Annotated in this window: 20 protein-coding genes and 1 riboswitch; of the genes, 14 read left to right on the top strand and 6 right to left on the bottom strand. The window is 41.2% G+C overall.

The window, feature by feature from the left end; genetic code table 11:
* Position 1: 1 nt before the first annotated feature.
* From BLL40_RS06900 to metC, 3 genes are all read left to right on the top strand, one after another.
* Complete coding sequence (locus BLL40_RS06900; RefSeq protein WP_073711169.1) at positions 2–994, top strand: aliphatic sulfonate ABC transporter substrate-binding protein; 993 nt, start codon at positions 2–4, stop codon at positions 992–994.
* Positions 995–1,053: 59 nt separating this feature from the next.
* Positions 1,054–1,160: riboswitch (SAM riboswitch) on the top strand.
* A 62-nt stretch (positions 1,161–1,222) separates the two neighbouring features.
* Positions 1,223–2,335 carry a methionine biosynthesis PLP-dependent protein gene (locus tag BLL40_RS06895; RefSeq protein WP_073711168.1) on the top strand — a complete coding sequence of 371 codons (1,113 nt, stop codon included), beginning with the start codon at positions 1,223–1,225 and terminating at the stop codon, positions 2,333–2,335.
* The gene (gene metC, locus BLL40_RS06890) at positions 2,328–3,479 is read left to right on the top strand and encodes a cystathionine beta-lyase (protein ID WP_073711167.1); all 1,152 of its coding nucleotides are present in this window, start codon (positions 2,328–2,330) and stop codon (positions 3,477–3,479) included. The genes BLL40_RS06895 and metC overlap by 8 nt, the downstream gene beginning before the upstream one ends.
* Positions 3,480–3,517: 38 nt before the next feature.
* Here metC and BLL40_RS06885 read toward each other — a convergent pair whose 3' ends face one another.
* The gene (locus tag BLL40_RS06885) at positions 3,518–3,769 is read right to left on the bottom strand and encodes a GlsB/YeaQ/YmgE family stress response membrane protein (protein ID WP_073711166.1); all 252 of its coding nucleotides are present in this window, start codon (positions 3,767–3,769) and stop codon (positions 3,518–3,520) included.
* Positions 3,770–4,151: 382 nt separating this feature from the next.
* Here BLL40_RS06885 and BLL40_RS06880 point away from each other — a divergent pair, with 382 nt between their 5' ends.
* The 4 genes from BLL40_RS06880 to BLL40_RS06865 all read left to right on the top strand — a co-directional run bounded on the left by BLL40_RS06880 (position 4,152) and on the right by BLL40_RS06865 (position 11,448).
* Entirely contained in the window at positions 4,152–5,723 is a 1,572-nt protein-coding gene (locus tag BLL40_RS06880) for a peptide chain release factor 3 (RefSeq protein WP_073711165.1), read from the top strand.
* Positions 5,724–5,835: 112 nt separating this feature from the next.
* Positions 5,836–7,221, top strand: a complete 1,386-nt coding sequence (gene nhaC, locus BLL40_RS06875) for a Na+/H+ antiporter NhaC (RefSeq protein ID WP_073711164.1) — start codon at positions 5,836–5,838, stop codon at positions 7,219–7,221.
* Between the two features lie 108 nt (positions 7,222–7,329).
* A complete protein-coding gene (locus tag BLL40_RS06870) occupies positions 7,330–10,413 on the top strand; it encodes an efflux RND transporter permease subunit (protein WP_073711163.1) in 3,084 nt (1,027 codons plus the stop codon).
* 240 nt (positions 10,414–10,653) lie between these two features.
* Complete coding sequence (locus BLL40_RS06865) at positions 10,654–11,448, top strand: TerC family protein (RefSeq protein ID WP_073711162.1); 795 nt, start codon at positions 10,654–10,656, stop codon at positions 11,446–11,448.
* A 46-nt stretch (positions 11,449–11,494) separates the two neighbouring features.
* On the opposite strand, the gene BLL40_RS06860 is transcribed toward BLL40_RS06865, so the two are convergent.
* The gene (locus BLL40_RS06860) at positions 11,495–13,255 is read right to left on the bottom strand and encodes a B12-binding domain-containing radical SAM protein (RefSeq protein ID WP_073711161.1); all 1,761 of its coding nucleotides are present in this window, start codon (positions 13,253–13,255) and stop codon (positions 11,495–11,497) included.
* A gap of 5 nt (positions 13,256–13,260) precedes the next feature.
* Complete coding sequence (locus tag BLL40_RS06855) at positions 13,261–14,253, bottom strand: acyltransferase family protein (protein ID WP_073711160.1); 993 nt, start codon at positions 14,251–14,253, stop codon at positions 13,261–13,263.
* Positions 14,254–14,475: 222 nt separating this feature from the next.
* Between BLL40_RS06855 and BLL40_RS06850 the strand changes: the two genes are divergently transcribed.
* The 3 genes from BLL40_RS06850 to BLL40_RS06840 all read left to right on the top strand — a co-directional run bounded on the left by BLL40_RS06850 (position 14,476) and on the right by BLL40_RS06840 (position 17,841).
* A complete protein-coding gene (locus tag BLL40_RS06850) occupies positions 14,476–14,913 on the top strand; it encodes a MarR family winged helix-turn-helix transcriptional regulator (RefSeq protein ID WP_073711159.1) in 438 nt (145 codons plus the stop codon).
* A 65-nt stretch (positions 14,914–14,978) separates the two neighbouring features.
* Complete coding sequence (locus BLL40_RS06845; RefSeq protein ID WP_073711158.1) at positions 14,979–15,593, top strand: CPBP family intramembrane glutamic endopeptidase; 615 nt, start codon at positions 14,979–14,981, stop codon at positions 15,591–15,593.
* A gap of 115 nt (positions 15,594–15,708) precedes the next feature.
* Entirely contained in the window at positions 15,709–17,841 is a 2,133-nt protein-coding gene (locus BLL40_RS06840; protein ID WP_073711157.1) for an ATP-dependent Clp protease ATP-binding subunit, read from the top strand.
* Between the two features lie 59 nt (positions 17,842–17,900).
* Here BLL40_RS06840 and BLL40_RS06835 read toward each other — a convergent pair whose 3' ends face one another.
* Entirely contained in the window at positions 17,901–18,080 is a 180-nt protein-coding gene (locus BLL40_RS06835; RefSeq protein WP_073711156.1) for a YkvS family protein, read from the bottom strand.
* A 175-nt stretch (positions 18,081–18,255) separates the two neighbouring features.
* Between BLL40_RS06835 and BLL40_RS06830 the strand changes: the two genes are divergently transcribed.
* Entirely contained in the window at positions 18,256–18,450 is a 195-nt protein-coding gene (locus BLL40_RS06830; RefSeq protein WP_073711155.1) for a hypothetical protein, read from the top strand.
* Between the two features lie 54 nt (positions 18,451–18,504).
* On the opposite strand, the gene BLL40_RS06825 is transcribed toward BLL40_RS06830, so the two are convergent.
* The gene (locus tag BLL40_RS06825) at positions 18,505–18,888 is read right to left on the bottom strand and encodes a PilZ domain-containing protein (protein ID WP_073711154.1); all 384 of its coding nucleotides are present in this window, start codon (positions 18,886–18,888) and stop codon (positions 18,505–18,507) included.
* Positions 18,889–19,025: 137 nt separating this feature from the next.
* Here BLL40_RS06825 and BLL40_RS06820 point away from each other — a divergent pair, with 137 nt between their 5' ends.
* The 3 genes from BLL40_RS06820 to BLL40_RS06810 all read left to right on the top strand — a co-directional run bounded on the left by BLL40_RS06820 (position 19,026) and on the right by BLL40_RS06810 (position 22,050).
* The gene (locus tag BLL40_RS06820; protein WP_073711153.1) at positions 19,026–19,292 is read left to right on the top strand and encodes a phosphocarrier protein HPr; all 267 of its coding nucleotides are present in this window, start codon (positions 19,026–19,028) and stop codon (positions 19,290–19,292) included.
* Positions 19,292–21,022 (top strand): phosphoenolpyruvate--protein phosphotransferase, encoded by a 1,731-nt coding sequence (gene ptsP, locus BLL40_RS06815; protein WP_073711152.1) that lies wholly within the window; start codon positions 19,292–19,294, stop codon positions 21,020–21,022. The genes BLL40_RS06820 and ptsP overlap by 1 nt, the downstream gene beginning before the upstream one ends.
* A gap of 113 nt (positions 21,023–21,135) precedes the next feature.
* Complete coding sequence (locus tag BLL40_RS06810) at positions 21,136–22,050, top strand: NAD(P)-dependent oxidoreductase (RefSeq protein ID WP_073711151.1); 915 nt, start codon at positions 21,136–21,138, stop codon at positions 22,048–22,050.
* A gap of 41 nt (positions 22,051–22,091) precedes the next feature.
* Here the strand turns inward: BLL40_RS06810 and BLL40_RS06805 are convergent, their stop codons facing one another.
* Positions 22,092–23,249, bottom strand: coding sequence for an aminotransferase A (locus BLL40_RS06805; protein WP_073711150.1), 1,158 nt, complete (start codon positions 23,247–23,249; stop codon positions 22,092–22,094).
* Positions 23,250–23,292 lie beyond the last annotated feature (43 nt).

Here is a 23,292-nt window from a genome sequence, read left to right as displayed (position 1 = left end):
TATGAAAAAGAAATGGGCAGCTGGTTTTATTGCCGCGGCAACAGTATTAACACTCGCAGCATGCGGGTCAAGTGAAGAAGGGGCAGGCGAAAAAGAAAAAGTCGTCATTGGCTATTTCCCGAATCTTGATCACGTTCCAGCGATTGTTGCCAAAGAAAAAGGCTATTATGAAGAAGCGCTTGGCGACGAATATGATGTGGAGTACAAAACATTCCCGGATGGAGGCGCGTTTATGGTGGCGCTAAAAACCGGTGATGTGGATGCTGGTCTTGTCGGTCCTGGACCGGTCATGAATAATTTTACAAATGGAGCAGACGTGAAAATGATTGCAGGGAGCTCCTCAGGCGGTACCGTCATTGTTGCACGCGATGGCAGCGGGATTGAAACAGTGGAAGATTTCGAAGGGAAGACGTTTATCACGCCAGGCGTCGGATGCACACATGATGTTCAAATGGAAACGTTCATCAGCGATTACGGTATCCAATCAAACCGGATTGGTGGTACATTAAAGCATACGACAGGGAAACCGGCGCAATATGCGGGCTTATTTGAATCAGGAAAAGTGGATCTAGCTGCTGTTCCAGAGCCGTGGGGATCACTTCTTGTCAAAGAAGAAAATGCAAAAATCATTGTTGACAGCACAGAAATCTCATACGGAACGACATTACCGAACTCGGTACTTGCAACAAATGGCGCTTTAATTGAAGAAAATCCTGAGCTTGTTCAATCAATTGTCAGTGCTCACAAAAAAGCGATTGATTTTATTAACAGTAATCCAGATGAAACGAAAACGTTAACGATTGCAGATATTAAAGAAACGACGAAACAGGAGCTACCTGCAGATGTCGTTGACAGTGCATGGAAACGGATCACGTATACAGCAGATATTAATGAAGAAGTGGTGAAGGAATTTGCGGCTTCCTCATACGACCTCAAGTTTTTGAAAGAAAAACCAGATTTTGCAGCATTAATTGATAAACAATTTGTACAATAAAAAGGTTGTCATCACGCTTATTTTCCTGTACATTTAAAAAAATAAGACTAATTAAACAAACCTTATCAAGAGAAGCGGAGGGACTGGCCCGATGATGCTTCAGCAACCGGCCTTGCAGGGCAAAGGTGCTAAATCCAGCGGACTGACACCGTCCGGGAGATGAGAAGAAGTGTAAAAACAAGCCTTCTTCCATGAAGGCTTGTTTTTTTATAAAAAGGAGCGATCGCGATGACAAATATTGAAACGAAATTAGCGCAAATTGGCAACAGAACGAATAATCCAACCGGTACAATTAATACGCCTGTCTATTTTTCAACAGCATACCGTCACGAAGGAATTGGTATGTCGACAGGGTATGATTATGTGCGAACAGGAAATCCGACACGTGAAGTCGTTGAAAAAACGATTGCCGATCTAGAAGGAGCGGATGCAGGTTTTGCTTTTTCATCTGGCATGGCAGCCATACATACACTTTTGTCTTTATTTGAGCCGGGCGATGAATTTCTCGTATCAGCTGATCTATATGGAGGCACATATCGTCTGTTTGAAAAAGGTTGGAAAAAGTTTGGTCTGGCATTTACATACGACAGCTTTGAGGATTTGACTAAAACGAAAGAGCGCATTTCAAACAAAACGAAAGCCATTTTTTTGGAAACACCGACGAATCCATTGATGAAGGAAACGGATATTTCCTCTGTTGCCTCATTTGCAAAAGAACATAAGTTACTTTTGATTGTTGATAATACGTTTTATACACCGTTGTTGCAGCGTCCGATCGAGCAAGGGGCTGACATCGTTCTCCATAGCGCGACGAAATATCTTGGCGGTCACAATGACGTACTTGCTGGACTGATCGCAGTAAAAGGAGAAGAGCTCTCGGCAAAAGTATTTGAATTTCAAAATGCGATTGGTGCGGTACTGTCACCGTTTGATTCTTGGCTGCTTGCCCGGGGAATGAAAACGCTTAGTCTACGTATGAAGCAGCACACAGAAAATGGACGGAAAATCGCTGCGTTTTTAGAAGCACACGAAGACATTTTAGATGTGTTATATCCGGGACAGGGCGGGATGCTTTCGTTTCGTTTAAAATCGGAAAACTGGGTCAATCCATTTTTGCGAAATATGCAGTTGATTTCATTTGCGGAAAGCCTTGGAGGCGTAGAAAGCTTTATTACGTACCCTGCGACGCAGACGCATATGGACATACCTGAAGACGTGCGCATCGCAAACGGAATCTGTAACAAGCTTCTGCGTTTCTCAATTGGTATTGAGCACGTAGAAGATTTAATGGAGGATTTAACGCAAGCATTTGAAAAAATGAAAGGAAGATTAGATGAGTGACTATACATTTCAAACAAAATTGCTTCATAACGAGCATAAATTCGATTCATATACAGGAGCCGTCAGTGTACCAATTCAGCATGCATCAACGTTTCACCAATCTGATTTTGATTCATTTGGCCAGTATGATTACAGCCGTTCCGGAAATCCGACGCGTGAAACACTTGAAGCCGCGATTGCAGAATTAGAAGGAGGTGTGCGCGGATTTGCGTTTGCATCTGGTATGGCGGCGATTTCAACTGCGTTTCTTCTATTATCTAAAGGAGATCATGTCGTTGTAACAGAGGACGTATACGGCGGCACATTCCGCATGGTAACAGCGGTATTGACACGATTCGGTATTGAACATACATTCGTTGATATGACGGATCTTGATGCAGTGGCCAAAGCAATTCAGCCGAATACGAAAGTCATTTATATGGAAACACCATCCAATCCGCTTTTGAAAGTGACCGATATTGAAGGGATCGTTAAACTAGCGAAAGCGAATAACTGTCTGACATTCCTTGATAATACGTTTTTAACGCCCGCATTGCAACGTCCAATCGAATTTGGAGTCGACCTTGTTTTACACAGTGCAACGAAGTTCTTATCAGGCCACAGCGATGTGTTAGCAGGCCTTGCTGTCGCAAAGGATGAAGTCATTGCATCAAAGATTTATGCGCTTCAAAACTCATTTGGTGCCGTATTAGGGGTACAGGACTGCTGGCTCGTACTACGTGGATTAAAAACATTGTCTGTTCGACTTGAACAATCACAAAAAGGTGCAGCTGAAATAGCGAATTACTTGGCTGTACATCCGCTTGTGAAAAATGTGTATTATCCAGGTCTAGCTGTTCATCCAGGTCATTCTACACATTTCCGCCAAGCATCAGGAGGAGGCGCCGTTTTATCATTTGAACTTGAAAATGAAGACGCTGTTCGCCAGTTTAGCGCCAATGTGAAAATTCCGGTTTTTGCCGTAAGTCTTGGTGCAGTTGAATCAATTTTATCGTATCCGCCAAAAATGTCTCACGCGGCAATGCCGCCAGAAGAACGGAATAAACGTGGCATAACAGACGGTCTTCTTCGTTTGTCAGTAGGTCTTGAATCACCGGATGATTTAATCCGTGACTTTGACCAGGCATTTCAAACATTAACATAAAAAAAGTGTCGCCAGCTTGAGCGGGCGACACTTTTTTATTATGCATGACGCATTCTCTTAAGGATAAAGCTTACGATAGCAACGAGAATAACTGCACCGATTAGAGCTGGAATAATCGCCATACCGCCAATGTCTGGACCCATACGGCCAAGAAGTGCTCCGCCGACCCATGCTCCAATAATACCTGCAATGATATTGCCAATGATACCGCCTGGAATGTCTTTACCTAATATAAGTCCTGCAAGCCAGCCGATGACCCCACCGACAATTAAGAACATAATAAAGCCCATGATTTATTTCCTCCTAAAAGTTTAAGTTGTAATGCTATGTTGGTTTATGTATTCCCGTTATTGCAAAATAAAAAACAAAAAAGTCAATGAAAAAATATTCTGAATATTATTGTTTTTTTGATGGGCAAGTTAATTTGATATCTATTTATTAAAAAAAGAAAGCTGATTATAAGAACAATACATCTGTAGAATAGTCTCCATACATACATCATCGTACTCACTTCTTAATTTTTAGTTACACATAAACAGCTGTCTAGTTTATAATTAAGTCCGTCGGTTATTTAACTGTTTGAAAAAGACGTGAAATTTAAAAAGTACTTACTATATATGCTATCTGAATCGACAGACTATAAACGTGTCAGAATGGAAAGGAAGAAAGAGTGTGACATCATTTAAAGAAGACGTATTATCAAGACGGACATTTGCAATTATCTCCCATCCAGATGCCGGGAAAACGACTATGACTGAAAAGCTGCTTTTATTTGGAGGCGCGATTCGAGATGCAGGAACAGTAAAAGGAAAAAAGTCAGGGAAATTTGCGACATCTGACTGGATGGAAATTGAAAAGCAACGTGGTATTTCGGTTACATCATCTGTTATGCAGTTTGCATATAAAGATTTTAATGTCAATATTTTGGATACACCAGGGCATCAAGACTTTAGTGAAGATACGTATCGAACGCTTATGGCTGTAGATAGTGCGGTCATGATAGTCGATGCAGCGAAAGGAATTGAAGCACAGACATTAAAATTATTTAAAGTATGCCGCATGAGAGGCATTCCGATATTCACATTTATTAACAAGCTTGACCGCCAGGGGAAAATGCCGCTTGAACTGTTAGAAGAATTAGAAGAAGTCCTTGGCATTCAGTCGTATCCAATGAACTGGCCGATCGGAATGGGAAAAGAATTTTTCGGTATTTATGACCGCTATAACAAACGGGTAGAACAATTCCGTACAGAAGAAGCCGATCGTTTTTTATCGCTTGATGCAGACGGACATATTGCTGCTGATCATCCGATCAAACAAACGTCCCATTATATAGAAGCAATGGACGATATTATGTTGCTTGAAGAAGCAGGAAATGATTTTTCACGTGAGAAAATTGATTCCGGTGAATTATCACCTGTATTTTTCGGCAGCGCCTTGACGAACTTTGGTGTGCAGACGTTTTTAGAAACGTATTTGCAATTTGCGCCGGCGCCACAGCCGCGTACAGCCGATATCGGTGAAATTGATCCGTTAAATGAACAATTTTCGGGTTTTATTTTTAAAATACAGGCAAATATGAATCCAGCTCATCGTGACCGGATTGCCTTTTTACGTATTTGCTCAGGCAAATTTGAGCGTGGGATGGCTGTGACACTTGCACGGACGGGGAAAACGACGAAAGTATCGCAGTCCACACAATTTCTTGCGGATGACCGTAGTACGGTCAATGAAGCGGTAAGCGGCGATATCATCGGGTTGTATGACACAGGTAATTATCAGATTGGTGATACAATCACTGCTGGTAAACCAATCTTTCAATATGAAAAATTGCCCCAGTTTACACCGGAATTGTTCGTGAAAGTAGCCGCTAAAAATGTGATGAAACAAAAAAGTTTCCATAAAGGAATCGATCAGCTTGTGCAAGAAGGTGCTATACAATTATACAAAACAGTTCGTACAGAAGAATATATTCTAGGTGCGGTCGGTCAACTTCAGTTTGAAGTGTTTGAACATCGGATGATAGGCGAATACAATTCGGAAGTGCGGATGGAATCAATTGGCTCGAAAATTGCTCGTTGGGTAGAAAATGAAGAAGACATTAAAGATTCCATGTCATCATCGAGAAGCACGCTTGTTCGAGATCGTGCAGGCAAACTTGTCTTTTTATTTGAAAATGATTTTGCACTGCGCTGGTTCCAGGATAAACATGAAAATATTCGTTTGTACAACTTAATGGGATAAATGGAACAAGGTAGCCTCTCTTGCTCATAGAGGGGCTTTTCTATGTTGACGGGTGATTTTTATTTCGCAATAATAAGGCATGTAAAATGTGTAAGGAATCAGGGGTGTTGGAATGTTTAACATAAAGCAGGTATATCAACCCGCTTTTTATGAAGCGATGAGCTTACTTTTTATGATTATGGCCATTATTAGTACAATGATTATTTTTGTAGGAACAGTACCGCACATACCGGTTATTGTGTCGATTTTTGTTCTGATTCTGTTTGGCCTTATGAAGCGTGTTCCATACACCTCTCTTGAAAAAGGACTGGTAGACGGAGCGAAATCAGGAATTTCAGCCGTGTTTATTTTTTTCATGATTGGACTGTTAATTAGTGCATGGCTGCTGTCAGGAACGATTCTTTCACTAATGGATACTGCTTTTTTCTTTGTATCGCCCGGCTTTTTTTATGGTGCTGTGTTTTTAACTGCCTCATTAATCGGATTGTTTATTGGCAGTTCATTAACGACAGTGGCGACAATTGGCGTTGCGCTTGTCGGCGTGGCATCTGCGATGGATGCGTCAGCTGCTATTACAGCAGGCGCAGTAGTGTCCGGTGCTTTTTTTGGCGATAAAATGTCCCCTTTATCAGACACGACCAATTTAGCGGCATCGATCGCTGGTGTGGATTTGTTCGTTCATATTCAAAATATGGCGTGGACGACAGTGCCAGCCTTTCTTCTATCCCTTGCTGGATTTGCGGCTTTGTCCCCTGATCTTGATGGTAGTTCATTTCAAGATGTTCAGCAGATAAGAGACACGATTCAAGAGATGGGCTTTATTCACTGGTATTCTTGGTTGCCGGCTCTAATGCTTGTTATCCTTTCTATTAGAAGAGTTCCGCCGCTCTTAACGCTTGCGGCCAGTACAGCGTTTGCCACAGGGCTTTCTTTTTTTCATTCGGGCAAATCAATTGCAGACACAGCGGCCGTTTTATTTGCCGGATTCGTGCCGGACACAGGGAATGCCGAAGTGGATGCATTGCTGTCACGGGGAGGACTTGACAGCATGATGTTCACAGTGTCCCTTATATTGCTATCATTAAGTCTTGGTGGTTTGCTTTTTACGCTTGGTGTTATTCCATGCCTATTTGAAGGAATTGAGCGAAAACTAACAACAGCAGGGCATTCGATTGCTGCGACAGCTGCTACCGCAATGGGGATCAACGTCATAATCGGTGAGCAATATTTATCCATATTACTTACAGGTGAAGCGTTTAGTCACCATTTTGAAAAATTGGGACTAGTAAAAAAGAATTTATCAAGAACACTTGAAGATGCAGGAACCGTTGTGAATCCGCTTGTTCCATGGAGCGTATGCGGTGTCTTTATTGCGGATGTGCTTGGTGTTCCGGTGACGGACTATTTCTTTTTCGCATTTTTTTGTTTAGTCAGTCCCCTGTTGACGGTTTTGTATGGATATACAGGATGGACGATCTCCAAAGAAAACCGATCTTAATGTTAAGGTCGGTTTTTTGTGTAATCGAATGCGTTTGAATTGATTAACTCGAGGAAATATTAGGTATAGTTAAAAGACAGCAGAGCAAATCGCAGAGGGGGCAGAAGATTGAAAATCAGTAAATTTTCTATTGATCGGCCGGTTTTTACAACGGTCTTAATGTTTTTAGTGATCATTCTAGGCATCGTATCATTGATGCGTATTCCATTGAAACTCATTCCGGATTTGAACCCGCCCATTGCAGTTATCGTGACGACGTATGACGGAGCAGGACCAGAAGAAGTGTCAGAAAAAGTTACGAAGCCGCTCGAAGCCAGTTTATCGACGCTTCCAGGAATTGATACGATAACATCGACATCACAGGAAGGCTCCAATTTCATTTTGCTTGAATTTTCATGGAGCACAAACATTGATGATGTTCAAAATGATGTCCTGCAGCGGATCGCCCAGACACCAATGCCAACAGGCGCCGGTGAGCCGCAGTTTTTGAAATTTGATCCGTCCCAGTTTCCCATTATTCAGTTGTCACTGCAATCAGATGGAAAGGTTGATCTTGAGCAGTTGTCCAAAACATTGGAGACTGATTTATCGTCAGTAGAAGGAGTGGCTAACGTATCGGTAACGGGTGTTACATCTGATGAATTTATTGTTGAACTCGATGAAGAAAAGCTTAAGGAATACGGGATTGGTCAGTCAGATGTCGTTCAATTGATTCAAGCGAACAACATTTCATTGCCGGGCAACACAGTTGAAGCAGAAGGGAAAACGTTAACGACACGTATAATGAGTCAGTTAACGACAGCGGCTGATATTGAAAACTTGACGATTTCTGTTAACCCTCTAAATGGAGAAGAAGTCAAGATTTCAGATGTCGCAACGGTAGAATTGAAGCCGCTAAATGAAGACACGGTGACACGTGCGAATGAAAAACCAGCCATATTACTAAGTGTTCTCCAAGAATCAGGTGCGAATACAGCGGCTGTGTCCAAAGAATTTCAAGAAAAGTTAGATGAGTTGTTATTAAGGAGTCAATATGAAGGTGTACAGGCCGATCTTTTATTTGACCAAGGGGATTACATTCGTCTTGCGATCGGCAACATTGCCAACTCGCTTATTGTCGGGGGTGCGCTTGCGATGGCGGTTTTGTTTTTCTTTTTGCGTAACATAAAAAGTCCGCTTATTATCGGTGTCGCGATTCCATACTCAGTCATTATAACATTTGTGCTCATGTATTTTGCAGGGTTTAATTTGAATATTATGACGCTCGGTGCACTTGCGCTCGGAATCGGGATGCTTGTCGATAATGCCATTGTCGTCATCGAAAACATATACCGGCATCTTTCAATGGGGAAAGATCCGAAGAAAGCGGCCTATGACGGGGCGAAAGAAGTAGGTATGGCTATTACGGCATCAACGCTTACAACAGTTGCTGTCTTTTTACCGGTCGTCTTTATTTCTGGGATTCTGGGGCAAATTTTTAAAGAATTTGCGCTGACGATTTCATTCAGTTTAGTGGCGTCACTCGTTGTCGCATTAACGGTAATTCCGATGCTGGCGAGCCGTTTTTTAACGGCAATACCTGAAAATATCGAAGTGAAACGGCAACAATCACGTCATCTCGTCCTGTTTGAAAAAGCAGTCAGATGGTCACTTGCTCACCGTTTCGTAGTACTTGGCATCGCGCTTGTGCTCATGCTTGGCGGTATTTATGGCTTAACGAAAGTTGGTACACAGTTTTTACCGCCGACGGATGAAGGCTTTGTCACAGTCCGTGTTGAAACCGAACACGGTACATCGCTTGAAGAAACAGATAAAGTGGTAAAAGCGGTAGAAGACGTGTTAGCAAAAGAAAAAGATACGCAAGTGTATGTCAGTTTAATCGGTACTACGCAGGAAGATTCGTTCCGCGGAACTGGCAAAGAGAACGAAGCGGAAATGTATGTGAAAATGATGGAAGAGCGCAGCCGCTCGATTTTCAACTTTGTGGATGATGTAAAACCGAAAGCTGAAAAAGCTGCACGTTCAGTTAATGAAACAGCAGAAGTCACGTTCAATTTGCAATCGGCCTCGGGTACGGCACCGCAAACATTGGCATTCAATGTCCGTGATACAGATAAAGATCGTCTTGATAAAGCGGTAGCTGCTATTGAATCGGCAGTGATGGATATTACTGGTGTGACGGACGTACAAACGAACCGTGATGAAACGGTGAAAGAGATTCAAATAACAGTGAACCGTTCCGAAGCGCAGGCAGCTGGATTCGTGCCGGCGCAAGTCGCGCAAATCGTCAATGATGCAACGCGCGGTGTCTTTGCGACGCAAGTTATTGAAGAACCATCATCGAATGTGAAAACGGTCTATGTTCGATATGATGAAGATGTGACAGAAAATCTGAATGGGCTGCGCGGTATGCTCGTCAAAACACCATCCGGGAATTTCGTTGCGCTTGAAAGGATAGCGGATATTGAAATAAAAGACGGTCCTGTGAATGTACGAAGAATTGGTGGACAGGATGCTGTGCAATTTACGTTACAGTACGCAGCAACAACGAATCTTGGGGATGTGTCATCGAAAGTGGGTGAGGCAATAGCAGACTTGAACTTGCCTGATGAAACAGAGCTTTCCTATAGTGGGGATCAGGAGCTTTTGAATAATTCAAAGGATGATATGATCATGGCAATGATTCTGGCTGTCGTACTTATTTATATCGTGATGGCTGCGCAATATGAATCATTTAAATATCCGTTCGTTATTATGTTTACTGTGCCACTCATGATGATTGGCGTTGCCCTTTCACTCATCGTTACACAGCTACCGCTTAGCATACCTGCTGTGATCGGTGTATTAATTCTCCTCGGAATCGTCGTCAATAATGCGATTGTCATCGTTGATTACATTTTACAGCGAAAGCAGGAAGGCTACTCGGGAACGGATGCCATTGTTCAATCAGTGAAAGATCGCGTTCGTCCGGTTTTAATGACCGCACTGACGACCATTTTAGGACTTGTACCGCTCGCATCCGGCATCGGTAATGGAACGGAAATCAATCAGCCGATGGGCATTGTTGTTATTGGCGGTTTACTATCAAGCACTTTTTTAACATTAATCGTTATCCCGGTCGTGTTCAGTTTTTTTGATCGGCCATTGCTGAGAGAAAAAGGTTTACACACGAAAGATAAATTGATACAATAAAAAAGTAATATAATTGAATTTTCTTTTGACGAAAGTCGAAGGGGAGTAGCGTTAGGTGTAAACCTAAAACAAAGTCGTCAATTCGTGGATTTGTATTCACCGGCTTTGTTGGCATGAAGACGAGACATGCTCAGCGAGACCTTTGCCTAATAAAAGGCAAAGGTCTCGCTTTTTGTGTTCTTTAATGCCCGTTTTTATTTCAGTTTAAATGGGTACGTTATTACCGGAAGGAGAGGGAAAATGGATACAGTATTATTACTTGAATACGCCTGGGTACTCGGTGTCCTCATTGTTCTAGAGGGGATTTTAGCTGCTGATAATGCGATCGTTATGGCTGTGATGGTGAAGCATTTACCGAAAGTACAACAGAAAAAAGCGTTGTTTTACGGATTATTAGGGGCATTTGTGTTCCGTCTTGGTGCCTTGTTCCTCATTTCATTTCTTGTCAAAGTGTGGCAAGTACAAGCCATTGGCGCACTTTACTTGTTCTTTATTTGTTTTAACCACTTGTATAAAAAGTGGAAAGAAAAAGATGAAGATGAAAGCATTGAAGACCATGGAATCGAAAAAGAAAGAAAAGGCTCTTCTTTCTGGATGACGGTCTTGAAAGTTGAAATTGCGGACATTGCTTTTGCGATTGATTCAATGCTTGCAGCGGTAGCACTCGCTGTTACGCTTCCTGAAACAGGATGGGGGCACATTGGCGGCATTGACACAGGTCAATTCCTTGTGATGTTTGCTGGTGGTTTCGTAGGTGTTGTTATTATGCGTTTTGCGGCAACATGGTTTGTCCGCTTGCTGCAAAAATATCCGACACTGGAAACAACAGCTTTTCTAATCGTTGGATGGGTGGGGGTAAAGCTTGCCGTCTTTACACTTTCACATCCTTCACTTGCCGTACTCGATGAGCACTTCCCGGAATCAACACCGTGGAAAACGGTCTTCTGGGGTGTCTTAATTGCTCTCGCGGTGGGCGGTTACTTAGTTGCCCGCAGTAAAGGCCCGGAAGAGGATATTGAAGAAACAAATATTTAATGAAAAAAACAGTGAATCCAATTTGGATTCACTGTTTTTTTTGTTTTTATGCTTTTTTTGGCAAAAGGTGCAATTCTTCTTCTTTTAGGAAAAATAGTCTGGAACCGCTGCCGGATGGATCAAACCAAGCAATCATATAGCCATCCTTTTTAATCCATTGTCCGTCCTGTTTCATCATATTTATTGGTTCAATCATTGTATGTTTATACAAATCTTTTTCATGAAGATGGAGTGCTGCAAATTCAGTTCCAGCGATAGAAGGATGCTCAATAAGGGAGCGGTACACAGTCGAGCGAGCTGCTTTATCAAAACGATCGTTCCACCATGGCTTCCGTGGCTTATAGCGCTGGTTGTTCAAATAATCATATTTCATCGTACTTTCAACTAAAGATGCTTTCTGCGGATAAGCGGCTTGTAAAAAAGAAGATAAACGATGAAATAAATCTTCCAGCTGGTGTCCAATTCGTCCCCAGCCCTGCCTTTCCCAGTACGCACCAAAGTTTTGGAAAAAGTCGAACGGCGTCTCGACTAAATGTTGCACAATAAATTCAATCGTTTCATCGGTCCGGTGGTCGTTCCAATATTTCTCCAACACATCTTCTGTCTGTTTAATACGAATCACATCATCAAACGGCAATACCCGGTTTGACAACATTTCATAAGGCGACTGATCCATGTATTCATAGCCGTATTGATCTGCACTTAAACGTAGCCCCGTCCCGCGCAGCAGTTTTAAAAAGCCGAGCTGCATTTCTTCTGGACGAAGCGCAAATACATCGTTAAATGTGTTGCGGAATGAATCGTAATTTTCTTCAGGCAGTCCGGCAATTAAATCGAGATGCTGATCGATTTTCCCACCATCTTTGACCATCGTCACCGTCCGGACAAGTTTTTCCCAGTTTTGTTTCCGCATGACCAGTTCATTAACATCATCATTTGTTGACTGGACGCCAATTTCAAAGCGAAACAGTCCAGCAGGTGCATGCTCATTTAAAAAATTGATGACTTCTGGGCGCATAATATCGCCAGTGATTTCAAATTGAAAAACAGTACCTGGCACATGTTCATCAATTAAAAATTGAAACATTTCCATCGCATAGCTGCGGCTAATGTTAAAAGTACGGTCCACAAATTTAATCGTTTTGGCCCCATTTTTCATTAAAAAGCGAATATCGTCTTTCACCTTTTCACGGTCAAAATATCGGACACCTGTTTCAATGGAAGAGAGACAAAATTGACAGCGGAACGGACAGCCGCGGCTCGTTTCGATGTATGTAACTCGTTTAGAGAGAAACGGAAGATCCTCTTCAAATTGAAACGGAGACGGTAGCTTGCGTAAATCAATTTTATTCGTTTGCGGGTGAATATGATGCTTACCGTCCTTTTTATAACCGATTCCAGCAATTTTTGAAAAATCACGGCTGCCTGACAATGCGTCTAGAAGGGTACGAAATGTTTCTTCACCTTCACCGATGACCAGAAAATCGACATCAGTTAAACGGTCAAGCCAGTATGGCACGTCATATGTGACTTCCGGACCGCCGAATATAATGGTGCAGTCAGGCAATACTTTTTTAATCATGCCCGCTACACGAATTGTCTCTTCGATATTCCAGATGTAGCAGCTGAAGCCGATCACGTCCGGTTTTTTGCTGTATAAATCCGTCACGATATTCATTGCGGGATCTTTAATCGTATATTCCGCTATATGAATGTTATATGCATCTTCGCAGTACGATTTTAAATAGCGGATGGCGAGATTCGTATGGATGTATTTTGCATTTAATGTACAAACGGTAATGTTCAAGTTTTTCAATCTCCTTTTTTGGTTAAAAAGCTGGGCCGCTTTTGTTCAAGAAATGGCCGGAACAAAGCAGCAGTGGGTGGTGATGACAAAAGAAGTGTCAGTGCCGCTGCAGTTAAAAATAAAACAAATAGGGAAGGCGGCAGTTCAAGTGTATGTACGCGCCTTGATGCTTGGACGAAAAAGCCGTGAAGCAAGTACACATAAAGAGTATTTTGTCCCCATGTTGTAAAGAAAAACGTCTTATGCGTCACAATAGATAAAATAAACGCAATCATGATTACATTGAGGACATAAACAAGCAAGCGCCATGCAACACCGGACATAGGCCCTGCTTCTAGGTCGTCATATGACTTCGATCCAAACAGCCACTCAATTTGAATACCAGTGTTTTTATAAAAGAATAAAAACAGAATGGCTGCTGTGAAAAGAAGGATGATCCGTGCCGGTGCTGTAAAAAGCGGCGCGAACCATTCTTTTTTCGCATAATAGCCGATTAAAAAGAATGGGAAAAAGACGAATGTGCGGCCAACGCTGAGCACTTGAAGTGGTTCGTCAATCATGCCGCTTAAAAGCCCTGCCGCTATAGCAAGTGCGATAGCAATAGCGGGTTTCAGCCAATTTACTGTGATCCGCAATAATATATTCCAAAAAAATAAACTCAGTAAAAACCAGAGCGACCATTCCGGAATAAGCAGACTGACGGATAACGCTTCTTCATGTTCAATCCAGAAGTAAAACACAGAATAAATAACCTGGAAAATGAGCAGTGGAATGAGCAATTTACCGGTGACTTTTTTTATGTAGCCCGGACGCATAATTCCTTTCGCAAAAAATCCAGACACAAAAATAAAAGCGGGCATATGAAATAAATAAATGCTCATATACAACGCGTAAATAAGCGGCCTTTCATAAATATATGGACGGAGCAAATGACCGAAAACGACAAAGAAAATGAGTACAAGCCGGACATTATCAAAATAATAATCACGTTTTTTCATCAGTAATAATCACCTGTATGATAGGATAGATATATGACGTTATTATACACGACAGTATAGCAGAAATTTGATCAAATCTTGTAAAAACATAAAATTAAGCTTTAAACCCTTTTAAAATAGGCGAAAAATGTGTAACGTATAGTAAAGTGCAACTTCACATAATGGGTCTTGCTGCTCGTTAATGAAGGATCAAAAAGATGAATAGACAGGCAGGGATTATAAATGGAAGATAGTCAAAAATCATTAAAGTTATTTATCGTGCTTTCACGCGCCTATAAAGTAGTAAACGAACAGGTAAATCGTTCTATACAACAAACCGGACTTAATCCGACGGAGTTCGCCGTATTGGAACTTTTATACCATAAAGGACCACAGCCGCTTCAGCAAATTGGCGGAAAAATATTGCTCGCAAGCGGAAGCATTACGTATGTTGTAGATAAATTAGAAAAGAAACAGCTGCTCCGACGAGTTGCCTGTCCGGAAGATCGCCGGATTACTCACGCTGCGATTACACAGGATGGCATCCAATTAATTGAGCGTGTCTTTCCGGAGCATGAACAAAATATTCATAATTTGATCAGCGTTCTATCGGAAGAAGAAGTAGAATCGGCTACAAACATATTGCGAAAGCTCGGGCTGTCAGTGAAAGATTTGTCGTAATCTATTTGGAACATGCTGATTTGGTATGGTAAGATAACGGCGGCAGTAATGAAAGGGGGCTCTAAATGCGAATCGGCTTTGTGAAAGACTGGCGACTTATTGCTAGTATTGCGGCTGCACATGTACTATTATTTGTAACGTTTTTGGATCAAGACATATTTTGGTATATATACACAGCCGCTAATTTATTTTTTATGAGCATATCGATTATTAATGAAAAGATTGACGATCAACAAAAAACAAACAGCTTTATGGCATACGGTCTACTATCAGGTGCTGTTCTTTATGCGTTATTTGCGGCAGGATTCTGGGTGATAAGTATGACGCCATTGTCCGTGTCGGCGCATGTGTCAGCGATTTATGCACAATTTACTCCACAGTTTGTCTGGCATTACATCGTTCTCGTCCTCATTTTTATCCCAGGGGAAGAGTTATTTTGGCGCGGTTTTGTTCAAAAACGATTAAGTCATTATATGAATGAGTGGGCATCAGCTTTGATTGCATCAGCTTTATTTGGATCTGTCTTTCTTTATTCAGGTCAGTGGATTTGGATGATGGCAGCCTTTTGTGCAGGTCTCTTCTGGGGGGGACTATACATATGGAAAAAAAGCATTCCAATGCTCATTATATCTCATCTTATTTTTGATTTATTACTCATTGTTTTTTTACCATTTGGCTAAAGCGTCCGATTTAGGACGCTTTTTTTTGAGCAAAAATCTTGAAAGTCAAAGAAGGTCAAAGTATAATGATAATTAATCAAAGATAGTCAAAGTCAAACAAAAGGGGATGACAGGGATGAAGTGCCAAAAATGCCAGCAAAACGAAGTAAACGTGCAAATGATTGTCCATGTCAATGGACAATCAAATCAATATTATTTATGCAATAGTTGTTATAAAGCAGAAGAAAAGACTATTGGAGGAATGAATATGAATTTTCAATCATTCGGTTTTCCATTTGATGAATTTATGAACAATAGAAATATGTCAAAACAGCAGATGAATCAGCCACAAACGCCGCCAGCGGGTCATGGCGGAGGAGCTGGACTGCTGGACGAATTTGGTCGCAATCTTTCAAAAATGGCAAGAGAGGCTCTTATTGATCCACTTATTGGACGTGAAAAAGAAGTGGCGCGTGTCATTGAAATTTTAAATAGACGAAATAAAAATAACCCTGTATTAATCGGTGAACCAGGTGTCGGGAAAACAGCCATTGCAGAAGGATTGGCGATTCTTATTGCAGAAGGACGTGTACCGGTGAAATTGCAATCGAAAGAAGTATATGTGCTTGATGTCGCTTCGCTTATTGCGGGAACAGGTATCCGTGGTCAGTTTGAAGAGCGAATGAAACAGTTGATTAACGAATTGCAGGAACGCAAAAATGTGTTGCTGTTCATTGATGAAATTCATCAAATCGTTGGGGCAGGATCGGCAGAAGGTTCTATGGACGCCGGGAATATTTTGAAACCAGCATTAGCACGCGGTCAGCTGCAGTTAATTGGTGCAACCACATTGAAAGAATATCGTCGAATTGAAAAGGATGCGGCACTTGAACGGCGTTTTCAGCCGATACAGGTGACAGAACCGAGTGTGGAAGAAACAGTTCAGATTTTAAAAGGACTACAAAAGTTCTATGAAGATTTCCATCGAGTTACTTATACAGATGAAGCCATTCATGCATGCGCTTCTCTTTCACATCGCTACATTCAGGATCGCTTTTTACCAGATAAAGCGATTGATTTGCTAGATGAAGCAGGATCGAAGCTGAATTTGACAATTGATGAAACGGATATCCAAACAATTCAAGAGAGATTGACGGCGCTTGCCAAAAGAAAAGATGCTGCACTGCAAAAAGAAGCATATGAAGAAGCAGCGGCACTTCGTGATGAAGAAGGGGTGCTTGAAGCAAAACTTGCACAAGGAGAATCAGCACATGCGGCACCGAGCGTAACGGCAGAACAGATTCATTCGTTAATTGAGCGTAAAACAGGCATTCCGGTCGGGAAATTACAGCAGGATGAGCAACAGAAGATGAAGGATATTGAAGAAAATCTTGCTAGAAAAGTGATTGGACAGGATGCGGCTGTGAAAAAAGTAGCGAAAGCCGTCCGACGCAGCCGGGCGGGGCTAAAAGCAAAAAACCGTCCAATTGGTACCTTTTTATTTGTTGGTCCAACAGGTGTTGGGAAAACAGAGTTGGCGAAAACATTGGCTGAAGAGCTTTTTGGCTCAAAAGAAGCGCTCATTCGTCTTGATATGAGTGAGTTTATGGAAAAGCATAGTGTATCAAAATTAATAGGCTCACCCCCTGGTTATGTTGGTTTTGAAGAAGCAGGGCAGTTGACAGAAAAGGTACGCCGTAATCCATACAGCATTATTTTATTGGATGAGATTGAAAAAGCGAATCCTGATGTCCAGCACATGTTCCTGCAGATTATGGAAGATGGACGTTTGACAGACAGTCAAGGACACACGGTGAGTTTTAAAGAGTCTGTCATCATTATGACGAGTAACGCAGGAGCAGGCAAGAAGAATGTGACAGTCGGATTTGAAAAAGGACAGACTGAAAGTGTAGCTTCTGTTCTTGAATCTCTCTCAGACTACTTTAAACCTGAATTTTTAAACCGATTTGATTCGATCATTGAGTTCCGGTCACTTGAAAAAGAGAATTTGAAGAGAATCGTAGAATTAATGATTGATGAAGTAAACGATATGCTTCATGAACAAAATATGACGATCGATGTAACGGATGAAGTAAAAGAGAAAGCAGTCAATCTCGGATATAGCTCACAATTCGGTGCAAGACCACTTCGCCGCGTCATTCAACAACAAATTGAAGACGGCATCGCTGATTTTATATATGATTATCCAGAAACAACGAAATTAAAAGCTGTATTGCAGGAAGGCAGCATTGTCATTGTATCAGCATAAAGTGAAATTAATCGAAGTTAAATAAAAACAGAGCGGATCGCTACTTCCGCTCTGTTTTTTCATGCATGGAAAATGATATAATTTTTATGGTTGACGACCGTTTTTTCTTCCACTTCAAGCTCATCGAAATTTTCCATGATTGTTAAATCAACGATTACTGAGTTTTCATTTACTTTTTCGACGATCCCACGAAGACCGTCTTTAAATTCAATAATGTTGCCGACTTCTGCTTTAGTCATCTAATACGCTCCTTTTCGACAATTGACGATACCATATTCTCATGTAATCTTCTATAATCAGTGGATAGGGTGAGAAGGTATTAAAGTAAAGTTTGCCTTATTTTTTGAAAATAGTAAAGAGTTTTACACTGTGTTATTACAATTTTTTGACTATTTTGATGAGGGGGTTAGGTGCTTGACGATTGATGAAATTGAAAATGAGATAATGTCCCTTAGAAATGGAGAATTAAAACGCATCCGTATTCAAAAGGAAGACTTTTTAACATTCCGTTCTCAATTAATAAAACAGCCGGATTTTAAACAATTCAGGGGAACTGCTCAACATGGCGGACATATAGACTATGAATATACAGAGATACCTAGAAGCTAAAGGTATCATTATCTTTATACACTACAAAACGGCCATTGATAAACAAATAGTTTCTCAATTATAATGTCGCCGTTTTTTCATTTGTTCTTTTGAATAGGTTTTTAAAGAAACAATAATTTGTTTTTTCAATTCTTCATGGTCATCGCTTTGAATGCCATATTCAAATGAAGTACCTGCATATCGCTTTCGAATCATTTTTCCGGTAAAATGAATAAGAGTGTCCGACAGTTGGACAGGGCAGGTGAGAATGTATTCATCGCGTAATTCAATATCTGTTTTTGAAGCGATTTTCATTCCATTAGGGCTTAAATCCAGGATATATGATTGAAATGACTGTACTTTTTCTTTTACGCCGCCCTTATGTACATACACTTCACAAATGGTGGGAATGGGTTCTGAGAAAGAGTACCGAAACGTTTCCTGTCTTTTATAATACATGGATAAATGCCTCCTTTATAATTGTCTATTTTAGAAGAAGTTAACAGGAAGAGCAATAAGAGAAAATGCAATAATTGAGTGGGGGAAAGATTCATGCTATCCTCAATAAAGAATAAGAATAAAGGAGAGACTGACTAATGTCTAAAAAATCATATACTGTAATAGCGGGTACAGGTATTCATGCACGTCCTGCAACGTTACTCGTACAAACAGCAAGCCAATTTTCAAGTGATATCAACCTTGAATATAACGGGAAAACAGTGAACTTAAAATCGATTATGGGTGTTATGTCTCTTGGAATCGGCAAAGGGGCAGAAATTGTCATTTCTGCAAATGGTAGTGACGAAACAGCGGCATTTGAATCCATTGAAACGCTATTAAAAAGCGAAGGTCTTGCAAACTGATGGCAAGTATATTAAAAGGGATTGCTGCTTCTGACGGCATTGCTTTTGCAAAAGCATATCGTTTATTGGAACCAGACCTCACAGTTGAAAAGCGGACAGAATCAGATACAGAAGCTGAAGTAATACGTTTCCATGCTGCGTTAAAAAAATCAGAAACAGAACTTGAAGTCATTAAAGAGAAAGCGCGTCGCGATCTCGGAGATGACAAGGCGGCCATTTTTGAAGCGCATTTGCTCGTATTGAACGATCCGGAATTGACAGGACCTATTGAAGAAAAAATTAAAAGTGATTATGTGAATGCAGAATATGCCCTTGAAGAAACGTCGAATATGTTTATTGGCATGTTTGAAGCGATGGAAAATGAATACATGCGAGAGCGTGCTGCAGACATTAAAGATGTAACAAAACGCATTTTAGCAGCGCTTCTCGGTGTCGAACTTCCTGCACCAGCACTGATTGCAGAAGAAGTGGTTGTCGTCGCTGAAGATTTAACGCCATCAATGACGGCACAGTTAAACCGTGAATTCGTCAAGGGATTTACAACAGACATTGGCGGACGTACTTCTCACTCGGCCATTATGGCACGCTCACTCGAAATACCAGCAGTGGTTGGAACGAAAAACGCGACTACTGATATTCAAAACGGTGATGAAATTATTATTGATGGGCTTCAAGGTGAAGTGCATATTAATCCGACAGAAGAAATTTTAGCGGAATATAAAAAGAGAAGTGAAGCGTACCAGCATCAGCGTGCAGAATGGGCAAAGCTTGTAAATGAACAAACGGTAACAGCAGACGGGCACCATGTAGAATTAGCTGCGAACATCGGTACACCTGAAGATCTAAAAGGTGTCAAAGCAAATGGGGCTGAAGGAATCGGTCTTTACCGGACAGAATTTTTGTATATGGGCCGTGACACGTTGCCAACAGAAGAAGAGCAGTTTACAGCATACAAAGCAGTTCTTGAAGGAATGAAAGGCAAGCCTGTTGTCGTTCGTACGCTTGATATTGGCGGCGATAAGGAACTTCCGTATTTAAACTTGCCTCATGAAATGAATCCATTTCTTGGTTTCCGGGCGATTCGCCTTTGTCTTGAAGAACAGGATATTTTCCGTACACAGCTGCGTGCATTGCTCCGGGCAAGTGTATATGGCAATTTGAAAATTATGTTCCCGATGATTGCAACAGTGAATGAATTCCGTGAAGCGAAAGCCGTACTTCTTGAAGAACATGCAAAGCTTGAATCAGAAGGTACTGCCTTGTCTGAAAACATTGAGCTTGGGATTATGGTTGAAATTCCATCAACAGCTGTTATTGCCGATTTATTTGCGAAAGAAGTCGATTTCTTTAGTATTGGCACAAATGACTTGATTCAATATACGATGGCAGCTGACCGTATGAACGAGCGTGTATCCTATTTGTATCAGCCATACAATCCTTCTATATTGCGTCTCGTGAAAATGGTGATTGAAGCGGCGCATAAAGAAGGAAAATGGACGGGTATGTGCGGCGAAATGGCTGGAGATGAATTAGCCATACCGCTTCTTTTAGGCCTAGGTCTTGATGAATTCTCGATGAGTGCGACATCCATTTTGAAAGCACGTGCACAATTGAAGCATTTGTCGAAATCAGACATGGAAGCTTTGGCAGCTGAAGCAATTACGTTGTCAACAGCAGCAGAAGTTGTTGAACGTGTTCAAGCAAGTACACAAAAAAATAATACAAAATAGGTGTAAAAAAAGAGAAACGGGGAATAATACGACTGTAACCAGTTTTTATTCTCCATTTCTCTCACTTTTGTTCAGACAATCTGTTGTCTGAACTTTTTTTGTGCAAAAATATTATGAAATATGCGACAATAGAAAGGACACATAGAGGAGGCAGAATGATGAACGAACAAAAAGTTGGGTTTATCGGTACGGGTGTAATGGGGAAACATATGGCTTCTCATTTACAAAAAGCAGGCTATCCGTTGTTTGTCTACACACGAACAAAATCAAAAGCGGCTGATTTACTCTATTCAGGTGCAACCTGGTGTGAAACACCGTCTGAATTGGCATCTAAAACAGATGTTGTATTTACCATTATCGGTGAACCGAAAGATGTAGAACAAATATACATAGGAAAAAACGGTCTATTTGAAGGAAGTCATGCAGGACAAGTCTTTATTGATATGACAACATCGAAGCCGAGCCTTGCACAAGAACTATATAATAAAGGCAAAGAGAGAGACATATCAGTACTCGATGCGCCTGTTTCAGGTGGAGATATTTTTGCACAGTCAGGAAAGCTATCGATCATGGTTGGCGGCGATGAACATATTTTTACTGACATGAAACCGCTATTTAACACATTTGGTGAAAATATTGTGTATCAAGGAAGAGCGGGAGCTGGGCAGCATACAAAAATGTCAAACCAGATTGCAATTGCATCGACCATGATTGGTGTGTGCGAGGCGATTACCTATGCGAAAACAGCTGGACTAGATGTAGAAACAGTTCTAAAAAGTATAGCGTTCGGTGCAGCGGGCAGCTATTCGTTGTCAAATCTTGCACCCCGTATGATGAAAGAGGACTTTGCACCAGGCTTTTTTATCAAACACTTTATTAAAGATATGAAAATTGCCCTTGAAGAAGCAGAACGGATGGATTTGAAATTGCCGGGGCTGTCAATGGCGAAAGACATGTACGAAAAACTGGCAGCGCAAGGTGAAGCAGAAAATGGGACGCAGGCACTTATTAAAGCATATAGCAAGTAAAGGAAAGCAGGTTCTCAGTTGACTGAGAACCTGCTGTTTTTTTACTTTTTTAAATGATCAAGGTATTGTTCAATTCGAGTTAGTCCTTCTTGAATGTCTTCAATACTGCAAGCGTATGAAAGACGGAACCATCCTTCACCAGCGGAAGAAAAAGCGCTGCCGGGCACAACAGCCACTTTGTACTCTTTCGCAAGCGTTAAGCAAAAGTCAAAGGACGAGCCGCTGAAATCATCTGGCAATTTGACAAAGAAATAAAATGCACCATCGGGTTTCACTGTTTTCAATCCAAGTGATTGAATTTTATCATAAGCTTTGTCACGGCGAAGTTTATATTCGTCTCTCATTGGGATCGCATCATTTATTCCCGCTGTTAACGCAGCAATTGCCGCTTTTTGTGAAACGGAAGAGGCGCATGAAGTATTGTATTGATGTACTTTTAATATGTGACGGGTAATAATTTCAGGTGCAAATAAAAGACCAATTCGCCAGCCGGTCATTGCATGCGATTTCGACAAACCATTAATGACAATTGTCTGATCGGGAAGATAAGAGGCAATTGATACGTGTGGGCGTTCATAAATAATTTCACTATAAATTTCATCCGCCAGAATGAATAATTCATGTTTTTTTGCGAGCTGTGCGATGTCCTGAAGTTCACAATCTATTAAACTAACACCGGTTGGATTAGAGGGATAAGGCAAAATGATTGCTTTCGTTCGGCTCGTCAAGGACTGTTCAATGAGGGCTGCCGTCATGCGAAAGTCATTTTTAGTCGTATCTACCATGATCGTTTTCGCTTCACATAAATGAATAATAGGCTCATATCCTGGATAAACGGGCCCGGGTACAATCACTTCATCTCCAGGCTGCAAAATGGTACGAAGAGCGATATCAATCGCTTGGCTCGCTCCGACTGTAACAATGACTTCTGATTCTGCATTATACGAAACATCGTATTTTTGTTTATAAAATTCAGTTGCTGCTTTTTTTAGCTCAGGTAGTCCAGCATTCGGCGTGTAGACAGTTGCGTTTTGTTCAATCGCTTGTATACCTGCTGCCTTTACATGATCGGGTGTATGAAAGTCTGGCTGCCCGATCGTCAATGAAATCATGTTTTCAGTTGTGCCGACAAGATTGAAAAACTTTCGTATGCCGGATATTTCAATTTCTTTCACACGTTCGTTTAATCGATGTTCCATTATGTAAACCACCTTTATTAAGTACTATTGTTATTATAATGTA

The organism is Domibacillus mangrovi, assembly GCF_001906925.1.
Lineage (GTDB): Bacteria > Bacillota > Bacilli > Bacillales > Domibacillaceae > Domibacillus > Domibacillus mangrovi.
The sequence above is the reverse complement of the archived record's forward strand: the minus strand, read 5'-3'. Positions and strand labels throughout refer to the sequence as shown.

What these genes read in the sequence shown, in the direction of transcription:
- BLL40_RS06840 (WP_073711157.1), top strand. Translation starts at nt 15,709, where the DNA reads ATGAAGTGCCAAAAATGCCAGCAAAACGAAGTAAACGTGCAAATGATT.
- metC (WP_073711167.1), top strand. Translation starts at nt 2,328, where the DNA reads ATGAGTGACTATACATTTCAAACAAAATTGCTTCATAACGAGCATAAA.
- BLL40_RS06865 (WP_073711162.1), top strand. Translation starts at nt 10,654, where the DNA reads ATGGATACAGTATTATTACTTGAATACGCCTGGGTACTCGGTGTCCTC.
- BLL40_RS06855 (WP_073711160.1), bottom strand. Translation starts at nt 14,253, where the DNA reads ATGAAAAAACGTGATTATTATTTTGATAATGTCCGGCTTGTACTCATT.
- BLL40_RS06820 (WP_073711153.1), top strand. Translation starts at nt 19,026, where the DNA reads ATGTCTAAAAAATCATATACTGTAATAGCGGGTACAGGTATTCATGCA.
- BLL40_RS06900 (WP_073711169.1), top strand. Translation starts at nt 2, where the DNA reads ATGAAAAAGAAATGGGCAGCTGGTTTTATTGCCGCGGCAACAGTATTA.
- BLL40_RS06885 (WP_073711166.1), bottom strand. Translation starts at nt 3,769, where the DNA reads ATGGGCTTTATTATGTTCTTAATTGTCGGTGGGGTCATCGGCTGGCTT.
- BLL40_RS06845 (WP_073711158.1), top strand. Translation starts at nt 14,979, where the DNA reads ATGCGAATCGGCTTTGTGAAAGACTGGCGACTTATTGCTAGTATTGCG.
- ptsP (WP_073711152.1), top strand. Translation starts at nt 19,292, where the DNA reads ATGGCAAGTATATTAAAAGGGATTGCTGCTTCTGACGGCATTGCTTTT.
- BLL40_RS06825 (WP_073711154.1), bottom strand. Translation starts at nt 18,888, where the DNA reads ATGTATTATAAAAGACAGGAAACGTTTCGGTACTCTTTCTCAGAACCC.
- nhaC (WP_073711164.1), top strand. Translation starts at nt 5,836, where the DNA reads ATGTTTAACATAAAGCAGGTATATCAACCCGCTTTTTATGAAGCGATG.
- BLL40_RS06835 (WP_073711156.1), bottom strand. Translation starts at nt 18,080, where the DNA reads ATGACTAAAGCAGAAGTCGGCAACATTATTGAATTTAAAGACGGTCTT.
- BLL40_RS06850 (WP_073711159.1), top strand. Translation starts at nt 14,476, where the DNA reads ATGGAAGATAGTCAAAAATCATTAAAGTTATTTATCGTGCTTTCACGC.
- BLL40_RS06805 (WP_073711150.1), bottom strand. Translation starts at nt 23,249, where the DNA reads ATGGAACATCGATTAAACGAACGTGTGAAAGAAATTGAAATATCCGGC.
- BLL40_RS06895 (WP_073711168.1), top strand. Translation starts at nt 1,223, where the DNA reads ATGACAAATATTGAAACGAAATTAGCGCAAATTGGCAACAGAACGAAT.
- BLL40_RS06810 (WP_073711151.1), top strand. Translation starts at nt 21,136, where the DNA reads ATGAAATATGCGACAATAGAAAGGACACATAGAGGAGGCAGAATGATG.